General features: G+C 41.4%; 10 protein-coding genes. 8 read left to right on the forward strand and 2 right to left on the reverse strand.

The features are described 5' to 3' along the window. Positions 1 to 61: 61 nt before the first annotated feature. The 7 genes from AC1PJ9_RS18055 to AC1PJ9_RS18085 all read left to right on the forward strand — a co-directional run bounded on the left by AC1PJ9_RS18055 (position 62) and on the right by AC1PJ9_RS18085 (position 8,355). A complete protein-coding gene (locus AC1PJ9_RS18055; RefSeq protein WP_311087996.1) occupies positions 62 to 1,948 on the forward strand; it encodes a feruloyl-CoA synthase in 1,887 nt (628 codons plus the stop codon). Positions 1,949 to 2,023: 75 nt separating this feature from the next. Beyond that, on the forward strand, positions 2,024 to 3,163 hold the full coding sequence (locus tag AC1PJ9_RS18060; RefSeq protein WP_311087997.1) for an acyl-CoA dehydrogenase family protein: 1,140 nt from the start codon (positions 2,024 to 2,026) through the stop codon (positions 3,161 to 3,163). A gap of 81 nt (positions 3,164 to 3,244) precedes the next feature. Continuing rightward, the gene (locus AC1PJ9_RS18065; protein ID WP_311087998.1) at positions 3,245 to 4,495 is read left to right on the forward strand and encodes an OprD family porin; all 1,251 of its coding nucleotides are present in this window, start codon (positions 3,245 to 3,247) and stop codon (positions 4,493 to 4,495) included. Positions 4,496 to 4,553: 58 nt separating this feature from the next. Next, a complete protein-coding gene (locus AC1PJ9_RS18070; RefSeq protein ID WP_311087999.1) occupies positions 4,554 to 5,090 on the forward strand; it encodes a DUF3237 domain-containing protein in 537 nt (178 codons plus the stop codon). Between the two features lie 40 nt (positions 5,091 to 5,130). Beyond that, on the forward strand, positions 5,131 to 5,520 hold the full coding sequence (locus AC1PJ9_RS18075) for a PaaI family thioesterase (protein WP_311088000.1): 390 nt from the start codon (positions 5,131 to 5,133) through the stop codon (positions 5,518 to 5,520). Positions 5,521 to 5,553: 33 nt separating this feature from the next. Beyond that, positions 5,554 to 7,305 carry a tannase/feruloyl esterase family alpha/beta hydrolase gene (locus tag AC1PJ9_RS18080; RefSeq protein ID WP_311088001.1) on the forward strand — a complete coding sequence of 584 codons (1,752 nt, stop codon included), beginning with the start codon at positions 5,554 to 5,556 and terminating at the stop codon, positions 7,303 to 7,305. Positions 7,306 to 7,449: 144 nt separating this feature from the next. Then, positions 7,450 to 8,355, forward strand: a complete 906-nt coding sequence (locus AC1PJ9_RS18085; protein ID WP_311088078.1) for a DMT family transporter — start codon at positions 7,450 to 7,452, stop codon at positions 8,353 to 8,355. Positions 8,356 to 8,389: 34 nt separating this feature from the next. On the opposite strand, the gene AC1PJ9_RS18090 is transcribed toward AC1PJ9_RS18085, so the two are convergent. Together AC1PJ9_RS18090 and AC1PJ9_RS18095 are read right to left on the reverse strand one after the other, a co-directional pair. Next, positions 8,390 to 8,830: a hypothetical protein gene (locus AC1PJ9_RS18090; RefSeq protein WP_198306782.1), complete on the reverse strand. Its 441-nt coding sequence runs from the start codon at positions 8,828 to 8,830 to the stop codon at positions 8,390 to 8,392. Positions 8,831 to 8,850: 20 nt separating this feature from the next. Further along, positions 8,851 to 9,921 (reverse strand): AraC family transcriptional regulator, encoded by a 1,071-nt coding sequence (locus tag AC1PJ9_RS18095; RefSeq protein ID WP_311088002.1) that lies wholly within the window; start codon positions 9,919 to 9,921, stop codon positions 8,851 to 8,853. A 129-nt stretch (positions 9,922 to 10,050) separates the two neighbouring features. Between AC1PJ9_RS18095 and AC1PJ9_RS18100 the strand changes: the two genes are divergently transcribed. Then, a complete protein-coding gene (locus AC1PJ9_RS18100) occupies positions 10,051 to 11,511 on the forward strand; it encodes a coniferyl aldehyde dehydrogenase (protein WP_311088003.1) in 1,461 nt (486 codons plus the stop codon). Positions 11,512 to 11,565: the final 54 nt, after the last annotated feature.

Consider the following 11,565-nt stretch of genomic DNA (forward strand, 5'->3'; position numbering starts at 1 on the left):
ACATATTAAATAAAAATTGCATGATGCAAAAAATAAAGCGCAGTGATGCGCTTCCCATGGAGTGAAAGAAATGCAAATGAATGCCACTCAATCACAAGACCGCGAACGGTTCGTAAAATTAGGGCAACATGATATTCATTATCACCATAAAGATGACACGCTCTATATCAGCCCAAAAGAGCAATTAAAACCGTATCCACAAAAACTGACAGATCGGTTAATTCATTTTGCACAAATCAAACCAGACCATATTTTTGCAGCAAAACGCAATGCTCAAGGTGAATGGGTCAAACTGAGTTATGCAGAAGTTTTACAACGTGCATGGCACATTGCTCAGGCTTTACATGAACGTAAGTTAAGCCAAGAAAGACCTCTGGTCATTTTAAGTGGTAATGATCTCGAACATTTAACACTGTCTATGGCTGCCATGCTGGCGGGTGTGCCTTTCTCTGCTATTTCCCCTGCCTACTCTCTTATTTCTCAAGACTTTGGGAAACTCAAACATGTGTTTGAAGTACTTACCCCAGGCATAGTCTATGCCAGCGATGGACAAGCTTTTGCCAAAGCGATTCAGGCATGTATTACACCTGACATTGAAGTGGTGACCAATAAAGGGATCGTGGGTGATCAGATCTGCACATCTTTTCAGTCACTATTAGATACGCCTGTTTCAAATGTTCAAGAGTTTTATCAAACCCTTGATGAAAACCAGATTGCCAAGTTCTTATTTACGTCAGGTTCAACCAAACTTCCTAAAGCTGTGCCGACCACGCATTTAATGTTGTGTGTTAATCAGCAAATGTTATTACAAACTTTCCCTGAGTTTGAAGAAACGCCACCTGTCCTACTCGACTGGCTGTCTTGGCACCACACCTTTGGCGGCAGTCACAATGTCGGTATTGCGCTCTATAACGGCGGTACCATTTACATTGATGATGGCAAACCCGTTGCAGGAAAATTTGATGAAACCATTCGTAATCTGAAAGAAATTTCTCCAACCGTTTATTTAAATGTGCCAAAAGGTTGGGAAGAACTCACCGAAGCGTTAGAAAAAGATGAAGAATTAAGAGACCGCTTTTTTGCCAAAGTTAAAATTCTATTCTTTGCAGGTGCCGCGCTTTCAGAAGCGGGCTGGAACAGACTTGATAAAATTGCTCAGCAACATTGCGGAGAAAAAATTCGCATCATGAGCGGCTTGGGTATGACCGAAACTGCTCCCTCTTGTGCTTTTACCACTGGTCCACGCGTAATGGCTGGCTTTATTGGCTACCCTGCTCCGGGATGCGAAATTAAGCTAGTGCCATGTGGTGACAAACTAGAGTTTTGTGTTCGTGGCAAACATGTCATGAAAGGTTATTGGCGTTTAAAGGCAGACCAACAAAGCACTGTGTTTGACGATGAAGGCTTTTTCCATACGGGCGATGCTGTTCGTTTAGTCGATATCAATGATCCGACCAAAGGCTTGATGTATGATGGACGAATTGCCGAAGACTTTAAACTCAATACAGGCACTTTTGTGAATGTGGGCACACTACGCAATAAAGTGCTCATTCAAGGTAATTTACTGGTTCAAGATGTCTGCATTACAGGTTCAAACCTAAATGCGGTTGGCTTTTTGATTTTTCCAAAACTAGATGCTTGTGCTCAACAAGCTGGCCTTAAGCTGGGCGAACATTCTCCAGCAGAGATACTACAGCATCCTAAAGTCCAGCAATGGTTCCGCCAATTTTTAACCACTTTTAATAAAGATGCGACTGGTAGCTCAAATACAGTCTCAATGCTTTATTTAATGACCGAGCCACCTCAACTCGATGCAGGTGAAGTGACTGATAAAGGCAACCTCAATCAAAGCAATATTACCAAGCGTCGTGCAGCTTTAATTGATGAGCTTTATCAAAAGCAGAATGATAACCCGCTGATTATTCGGGTGCCTACCTTAAAGCAATAAGCAATTGAAATAGAAAAGGAAGCTCAAACTTCGGTTTGGGCTATAGCCTCACTTTTGCCTAAAAAAAGGTTCAACATGCCACACGATACAGAATTTGAACTATTTCGGGACAGCTATCGCAGATTCTTAAAAGAACAGGTTGCTCCGTATTATGAACAATGGGAATACGATGGCCTCATCCCACGTGACCTATGGCTTCGTCTTGGGGAAAATGGCTTTTTGTGCGTCGATGTACCCGAAGAATATGGCGGCTATGGCGCTCCTGTGCACTACTCACTCATGTTGGTTCAAGAAACTGCTCAAGCTGGTTTTGCATCTTTAGCGGTTGCCATTGGTGGGCAAAATGAGTTGGTCTCACCTTATCTGCAAAATATTGGAACTGAAGAGCAAAAACGTTATTGGCTACCCAAAATGGTGACAGGTGAAGTCGTCACTGCAATTGCTATGACAGAGGCCAATGCTGGTTCAGACTTACAAGCCATACGCACTCAAGCCATTTTAGAAAATGGCCACTACCGTATTAATGGTTCAAAAACGTTTATTTCAAATGGTTTGCATGCCGACCTGATTGTTCTGGTGGCGAAAACCGATCCGCAAGCTAAAGCAAAAGGCATTTCGATTTTTCTAGTTGATACTGCGTTAGACGGCGTTAAAAAAGGCCGGTCTTTGCAAAAAATCGGACTCCATGCCCAAGATACAGCCGAAATATTTTTTGATGATGTCTGTGTGCCTGCAACTCAGCGTTTAGGTGAAGAAGGACAAGGCTTTGCTTATTTAATGCAAGAGTTACCTCGGGAACGTTTAAGCATTTCCATGATGGCTTTGGGGTCAATTTTAGGCGCCATCGAACTGACCAAAGACTATGTATTAGAGCGTAAAGCTTTCGGACAACCGTTAAGTCGAATGCAAAACACACGCTTTGTGCTCGCAAACGCTCAAATCAAAGCAAAAGCCGCACAAGCCTTTGTAGATCAATGTGCAGCGCTGTATCAACAACACCTGTTAAGCGTCACTCAAGTTGCTGCATTGAAATGCTTTATTACCGACATTCAATGCGAAGCGATTGATCAATTACTTCAGCTTTTTGGTGGCTACGGTTACATGCAGGAATACCCGATTTCACGCTTTTTTGTCGATGCACGAGTACAAAAAATTTATGGGGGAACCAATGAAATTATGAAAGAAATCGTGGCCCGAGAACTGCTCGGAAAATAATTCGATTTAAAACCAAACAAGGCAGACACAACAACTATGCCTTGTTTAAAACAAAAAAATGTTATTTCAGGAAGAAATGCTATGTCGAAATTATGGATGTACTCTACCCTTATGCTCTCTGGTTCAGTGTGGGCTGGCAATTTTATTGATAATAGCTCAGTAGAACTCACCACACGAAATTTCTATTTTGACCGCGACTATCAAGAGCAATCTGCTTACCCTGCTGCCAAGGACTGGACACAAGGTTTTATTCTCAAAGCCAATTCAGGTTATACCGAAGGGACTGTCGGATTTGGGCTGGATGTGCTTGCAACGGCGGGTTTTAAACTTGATGCCGACGCAGAGCATGGCGGTACAGGAAACTTACCTAGAGACACTCGCACCAATGAACCTGCTGACTCTTATGGCGAAATTGGGGTCACAGCAAAAGCGAAAATGAGCCAGACTGAGCTACGTATTGGTACGCTAATGCCGATGAACCCAGTTTTAGTAGCTTCACCTGCTCGTTTGCTTCCTCAAACCTATCGAGGAATTTCACTGACCAGTAAAGATATTAAAGATTTTGATTTACAGGCAGCCTACCTCGATAAAGTGAATCATCGTGATTCGACCAACTATGAAAAAATTAAAATTTCAGGCGTAAATGGACGCTTTAAAAGTGCTGAAACGGATGGACTCTATTATTTAGGTGGAAACTATCAGTTTAATCCCGCACTCAAGCTCACCGCTTTTTATATGGATGTCGATGATCTTTATAACCAAACCATGGTGGGTGCCTTACACCAACATAAAATTAATGACACCACTAACTTTAGCTCACAATTACGTTACTACCGCAGCCGAGATGACGGACAAGCAAAAGCAGGCTTAGTCGATAATGATCTTTATCATGCGCATTTCGAACTCAAACATCAAAACCATAAATTTATTTTTGGAACCTTCCAACATCACGGCGACACCGCATTTCCGTATTTGACTGGAGGTGAAACTGGCCTACTCATTGATACATGGCCGGGCGAGTTTTTAAATCCAAAAGAAAAAGCCTATAGCTTCCGCTATGAATATGACTTTAAAGATTATGTTCCAGGTTTACGTTTCATGACCCGTTACACCACAGGTCACAATATTTATGCACCCAACTTAGGTGGCACCAATCTAAAAGAACGCGAAACCGACTTTGATTTAGGCTACACCGTTCAAAGTGGCTGGTTAAAAAATCTCGGGCTACGCGCGCGCTATGCAATGTATGACAACAACATGCTCTCCACTGCAAACATCAAACCTGTAAACGAAACCCGTATCAACATTGATTACACATGGAAATTTAAATAATTCAAAACAAGAGGTTCTGTCTCGAATAGAACCTCTTGTTTATTTCGGGAAATCCATCATGAAGAAAGTTGTAACGCTACTCTGCGGAATGAGTCTGATTGCCCTGACTCATGCCGAAACTCAATATAGCCCACCGCCCATTCAGCTAGAGCTTTTAGCAAAATTTAGTGTGGATTTAAATGCGCCTGTTTGGGAATTAGGCACAACTAGTGACGCAGGTAAACGCCGAATTATTCCTATTACAGGTGGAACATTTGAAGGGAAATCGCTTAAAGGCCGCATTTTAAATAATGGCGCAGATTGGCAGATTGTCGACAGCAAAGGACTAGCAATTATTGATACGCGATATTTGTTAGAAACCGATGACGGTGCACTCATTTATCTTCAAACCAAAGGTTACCGACATGGCTCGGCAGAAACACTAAAACAGCTTGCTCAAGGCAAAGATGTCGACCCGAAAAATTACTATTTCAAAATTACCATGCAGTTTGAAACCAGCTCACCTAAATACTCATGGCTTAACCAGACCGTTGCGGTAGGTAGTGCAATGCGTTTGGGCAAAGCGGTTATTTATGATGCCTATACCCTGAAATAATAATTTTTATAACACCAACAAAAAGGATGGACCCTTAACTATGGATCAAAAAATTTTAGAACACTTACCCCCCATTCATCACCATTTGGGTGGACACAATATTCATTGGAATGACAAAAACACTGAACTCACCATCCACTACACGGCGCTAAAAAGCTTTACCAATCCACGCGGTACCGTTGAAGGTGGCATGATCTGCGCCATGCTCGACGATGTGATGGGGCTTTTTGCATTTCTTGCAAATGACAGTAAGCCCGCCACCACCATCAATTTAACGATGGATTTTTTAAGACCCTGCGCTGTGGGCGAAGTCATTACAAAATGCCGATTCATTAAACAAGGCAAAACTGTACTGAATCTCGAAAGTGAAGCTTGGCAAAACAACAAAATGATTGCACGAAGCATAGCTAATTTTTTGGTTTTAGATTAATTGCAAACATTCATTCAATAAGGATATGAATAAATGAATTACACCAACAATAAACGAATTTTGACCCACTCCGCTTTAGTACTTGCCATGCTTGGTTCGTTGGCAGGCTGTGGAAGTGATAATGATGAAACAACGATTCCCTCAACAACCAAACCACCGCAGTTGTCTCCTGCTGTGGGTGTAAAAATGACAGGAAGCTGTACGGACTTACTTGGATTTCAATACAACAATACGGTCATTAGCTCAGCTACCCTTCAAGAAGCAGGTACCTTGACTGTCGCCAACAAACCGATTGGCGCTCATTGTTTGGTCAAAGGTTATATGGACCAACGTGTAAGCCCTGTTGATGGACAAACCTATCAAATTGGTTTTGAAATGCGCCTACCGGTTGACTGGAACGGCCGTTTTCTCTATCAAGGCAATGGTGGAACCGATGGTAATCTAGTTCCTGCAACGGGTCAGGTCGGCAGCGGTGGTCCACTCACCAATGCCCTGCATGATGGTTTTGCTGTTATTTCTTCCGATGCTGGACATAATGCTTCACAAAATCCAATGTTTGGTTTAGACCCTCAAGCCAGAATTAACTACGGCTACGGTGCAATTACCAAACTCACGCCTATGGCAAAAAACCTAATTAAAGCCGCATATGGTAAATTGCCAGACCGCTCCTATGCAGGCGGTACATCTAATGGTGGGCGTCATGCCATGATTGCCGCAACTCGTTTAGGCGACCAATATGATGGAATTTTAGCAAGCACACCGGGTTTTCACCTACCACGTGCAGCCGCGGCTCAACTCTACACAGCACAACAGCTTCGTCGTGTCGCAACAGACGAAAATGATTTAAGTACTGCTCTTACCCTTTCAGAGCGCAAAGTATTAGCAAAAGCGATTTTAGATCGATGCGATGCTCTAGACGGTGTTGCAGATGGACTGGTTCAAGATGTTGAGGCTTGCCGTACTGCATTTGATATTCACAAAGATGTACCTGTTTGCTCAAGCACAAGAGATAGCACATGCTTAAGCACTGAACAAATTGATGTATTAGCCAACATTTACCGCGGTCCTGTAAATTCGGCTGGACAAGCCCTCTATGCAACCCAGCCTTTCGACCCCGGTTTAGTCGGCAGTAACTGGGCAAGCTGGAAATTCGAATCTTCAGTTGGAACAGCGCGTGACCCTGTTGCAGTCGGTATTCTTTTTCAGGTTCCGCCAGATCCAACGGTAGTTCAAAACTCTAGACAATTCGCCTTTAACTATAATTTTGATACTGATTATCTAAAACTCTCGGCAACTAATGATGTATACACAGAAAGTTCGATGTCTTTCATGATGCCACCCGATGAACTCAATCTAGATAAACTCCGTAATCACGGTGGAAAAATGATTGTGGTACAAGGCACAGCAGATGGCGTTTTCTCTGTAGATGACACCCAAAATTGGTACGATCAACTACTCCAACACTATAAAAATGATGCAAAAGGTACAGCACCTGAATTTGCACGTTTCTTTAGAGTTGCGGGCATGAACCATACCCGTGATGGCATTGCGACCGATCAATTTGATGCATTGACTGCTTTAGTCAACTGGGTTGAATACGGGCAAGCACCTGACAAAATCATTGCGACCGCACGCGGCGCAGGTAACCCAAGTGGTCAAGTGAATACTGAACTTCCGCAAGATTGGGCACCAGACCGTACCCGCCCACTTTGCCCTTACCCACTGATTGCCCGTTACAACGGTCAAGGCGATAGTGAAAAAGCTGAAAACTTTAGCTGTAAATAACACCCTATAAAATTAAAAGAGAGCTGACCTAGGCTCTCTTTTTTATTTTACTAAATATCACTATTGAATCATTATCAAATGATATTTCATCCAATGCCTGCATCACTGCTAAGATACCAACGAAAACCAAAAACTCATTTCTCTATGCAAAATCAGACTGCTCCAAATCTCCCCTCAACTCAACTTGGAAAAGCACTGCTTTGTCTTATGACATCGGCATTATTATTTTCCATTATGGGAGTGTGCATTCGTTTTGCTTCGCAAACGGTAGACAACGCGACCGTCGTGTTTTTTAGAAATGCAGTCGGCTTATTTATTTTTATTCCGATGCTCTTTAAACAGGGGCTAGATTTTATTAAAACCGATAAATTGTGGATGCACACTTGGCGAAGTCTAGTGGGTCTTGCTGCAATGTATGGTTTTTTCTATGCCATTGCGAACTTAAAACTATCAAATGCCATGGTTTTTAGTTATTCATCTCCTATCTTTATTCCACTGATTGCATGGCTTTTCTTAAAAGAAAAAATTACCAAATCGATGATTTTTGCTGCTGTTATTGGGCTCGTTGGGGTTTTATTTGTCGCCAAACCCGACCAAGGTCTATTTAACGCATTGTCTTTTATTGGCTTGGGTGCATGCTTTTTATCAGCAATGGCTTTTGTGACTGTAAGAGCTTTAACCAGTACAGAGCCACCTGAGCGTATCGTTTTTTATTTCTGTATTTTTGGTAGTTTAATTTCCTCTATTCCGATGTTCTGGCATTGGCGTATTTTCACTTGGCATGAACTAGCTCTACTCATTGCCGCAGGACTTTTAGCTAATATTAGCCAACTGTTTATGTCTTATGCTTATAGCCTAGCGCCAGCAGGACAAATTGGCCCCATGAATTACATTGCCATTATTTTTGCAGGAATATGGGGATTTGTTTTTTGGCATGAATTACCGGATCTTTTTAGCATTATCGGTATATTTATTATTTTATTTGCCATCTTGCTCTGTAATCCATTTTTGCAGAAAAAGTTACTTTCTCGATTTAAGATCCAGATATAACTCCTTCTAATATTAGTTTTATAACAATTGAAAACTAATCGATTGTTATAAAAATCTCACCATATTCAATTTCTTCAAAAACTCTAGCTCTGCCGTGTGCATTTAACCCCTCATATTTAATTTTTGCATTCCAAGAATCAACGATTTTTTGCGCGATTAATAAAGCCTGCTCCGCTGTCATCTCGTCATGTAGGCTCGTCAATTCTATGAGATTCATCCAAAACTGAGCTTTGTTTGTCTCTTCTACCTTTTGCAAATTATCAAATTTGTCTTGATCAAACTCACTCGCTAAAAAAATATGATTTTCATTTATAAGGAAATCAGGAAAAATCAAGTTTAGAATCTTAAAAAGTAAATCTACGGGTAGTTCTTTAATTTTAAAAATTGAGTAAATATATTCAATGCCACCAAAGAAGTTTGGCTTATTTATATTTTTAAAACTTTCAAAACTTAAATCACCATCTTTTTTATCCATACAATTCAACCCATCACTATTTATAAAACTAATTTCTCACGATACTCATTTGGTGAAATACCTGTCCAGTGACGATAGGCTTTTCTAAAATTAGAAGTATCTGAAAAGCCAATTCTTTCGGCAATTTCATCTACGGTTAAAGTCGTCTCTCGCAAATATTCATCGGCAAGTCGGCGTCGAGTCTCATCTAATAACTCTTGATAAGTTAAATCAAAACCTGCCAAGCGCCGATGTAAGGTTCGCTTTGACATATGTAACCGTTCAGCCATTTCTTGAGCCGACGGAAAAAGCCCCGTTCCATCCAATAATATTAAACGGATTGTTTTCACCAACTCAGGCTCTTCGGCTACTGCTGCACCTAACATTCGCTCACAAAAGGACTTACACATATCCGCAGTAATCGGGTTGGCATTTGGGCAAGGTACATCGAGCCATTTTAAATCAAAGTGCCATTGCATCACTCCAGCATTAAACTGAACGGGACAATGAAACACTTTTTCGTATTCTTTTGCATAGTCAGGCGCTGGATAGGGCAACAAAAGCTTCTTCGCTTGAAACGGTCCTTCAAGCACCCGTTCAATTAAGGTTTGCATGGAACTAAACCAAAACTCGCACACCAAAGGCAGAAGTTTACCCAGTGTAATAATGTCCTGCCCTTCAAAAACGGCAACGTCATCTCGAATATAAAAAGACTTATTTAAAATAGGTCCTGCAAGCTTAATGTGTCGAATACCAAGCTCTACCGCTTGTCTAAAATTGCGCGAAGAATATAGTGCGTAGCCATACACCCCAAAATCTGACAGCCGCTGCTTTTGCCCTGCGCGCAGACCAATGAGTGGATCATTTGATAGCTTTTGAATATTTTGAAATAGCTGAATTTTTTGGACTTGAGAAATATATAAAGAGGATTGATTCATCGTATCTGGCGAAATATTTGTGCCAGATAGAACATTTGATATTGAATGGCCTTGCAACCCCATTTCATCAAATAAACTGGTCAAACCCAGCAAATATGTATTCGAGCCTAAGGATGTATTATCATAATTTCCTTCAATAATACTATTTGCATTTTTATAAATATTTTTAGGCATTTAACTCACACCATCCCTAGAGTGACGTGCATAATGGCACTAAACTACCTCTTGTTGTCTCAATTTAACATCGACCATATGACGCTTCAAGCATAAAGTATGATAAGCAAAAGTATGGAAGGAACAATAATGGAAAGCTCCACTTTAAAAGAATATAGCGGCTCTGCCACCGAACATATGGAACTTATTTTTTCCAAACAACGTGCCAATTTTGAGGCAGATCCCTACCCAAGTCTTGAGTCACGCCGCACAAAACTGCATCAACTTAAAAAACAAATTATTCGTTATCAAGATGCTTTAGCTACTGCGATTAATGCCGACTTTAGTTCTAGATCACTTGATGAATCTAAACTACTAGATTTGCTTGGTTCTGTGTTAGAGGCTGATCATGCGATTCATCATTTACGCCGCTGGATGCGTCCAAGTAAACGCCGTACCGAGCTTTTATTTTTATCAAACCGTTTAAGTGTGCAATATCAACCTAAAGGCGTGGTTGGTGTGATTGTTCCTTGGAACTTCCCCGTTTATTTAGCACTTGGCCCACTCATTGCCGCGTTGGCTGCGGGCAACCGAGTCATGATTAAGCTGCCTGAAATTACCCCCAATACCAACGCAATGCTACGTCGCATGCTGGCAGAAGTCTTTAATGAAGATGAAGTGGCCGTGTTTGGTGAAGAAATTACAGACCCAGCAAGATTTACCTCTTTGCCATTTAACCATATTGTATTTACCGGCTCTCCTGCGATTGGCAAAGTCGTCATGCGAGCTGCTGCTGAAAATCTAACACCTGTGACACTTGAGTTAGGTGGTAAATCACCTGCAATTGTAAGCCGCAATTACCCAATTGCCGATGCAGCAAAACGTATTACGCATGGTAAAGCAACAAATAGTGGTCAAATCTGTGTAGCGCCTGACTATGCATTGGTTCCAAAAGAAAGTATTGAAGAATTTGTAGATGCTGCAAAATCGAGCTTTATAAAAATGTTTGGTCAAAACATCACAAACAATGAAAATTACACATCGATTGTAAATGACCGTCATTTAAAACGTATTCAAGATATTTTAAACGATGCACAAGAAAAAGGTGCCCGCATTATTCCTTGCGACACTTACAGCTTTGACCAACAAGGTCGCAGAATGCCTGTACAGATTGTGCTGAACTGCACACCAGACATGCGCATTATGAAAGAAGAACTCTTTGGCCCTATTTTACCTGTGGTGGCTTATGATTCTTTAGATGATGCGATTACCTATGTGAAATCGGATGAACGACCTTTAGCACTTTATTGCTTTACACATAGCTCGGTAGAACGTGATCGTATTTTACGTGAAACTCATTCGGGCGGTGTGACCATCAATGATTGGGGTTGGCATGTAGTTAACCATGATGCTCCTTTCGGTGGTATCGGCAACTCAGGCATGGGGTCATATCATGGTGAAGAAGGTTTCCGTGAACTGTCACATGCAAAAACTGTATTTATACGCCATCGGTTCTTCCCGACGCAGCTTTTCCACCCTCCTTATGGGACATTCCTTCAAAAGCTAGCGATTCGCTTTTTCTTGAAAAAGGGCGATCCAAATATTAAATAAAGAGTATAGAAAAGCCTCGTAATGAGGCTTTTTTATTGGGTTTAAAATAATAAA

The organism is Acinetobacter sp. 70_2, from assembly GCF_056736115.1.

Bases quoted from the DNA above. Each gene is read 5' to 3' on its own strand.
- AC1PJ9_RS18060 (WP_311087997.1), top strand. From the start codon at position 2,024: ATGCCACACGATACAGAATTTGAACTATTTCGGGACAGCTATCGCAGA.
- AC1PJ9_RS18065 (WP_311087998.1), top strand. From the start codon at position 3,245: ATGTCGAAATTATGGATGTACTCTACCCTTATGCTCTCTGGTTCAGTG.
- AC1PJ9_RS18070 (WP_311087999.1), top strand. From the start codon at position 4,554: ATGAAGAAAGTTGTAACGCTACTCTGCGGAATGAGTCTGATTGCCCTG.
- AC1PJ9_RS18075 (WP_311088000.1), top strand. From the start codon at position 5,131: ATGGATCAAAAAATTTTAGAACACTTACCCCCCATTCATCACCATTTG.
- AC1PJ9_RS18080 (WP_311088001.1), top strand. From the start codon at position 5,554: ATGAATTACACCAACAATAAACGAATTTTGACCCACTCCGCTTTAGTA.
- AC1PJ9_RS18085 (WP_311088078.1), top strand. From the start codon at position 7,450: ATGCAAAATCAGACTGCTCCAAATCTCCCCTCAACTCAACTTGGAAAA.
- AC1PJ9_RS18090 (WP_198306782.1), bottom strand. From the start codon at position 8,830: ATGGATAAAAAAGATGGTGATTTAAGTTTTGAAAGTTTTAAAAATATA.
- AC1PJ9_RS18095 (WP_311088002.1), bottom strand. From the start codon at position 9,921: ATGCCTAAAAATATTTATAAAAATGCAAATAGTATTATTGAAGGAAAT.
- AC1PJ9_RS18100 (WP_311088003.1), top strand. From the start codon at position 10,051: ATGGAAAGCTCCACTTTAAAAGAATATAGCGGCTCTGCCACCGAACAT.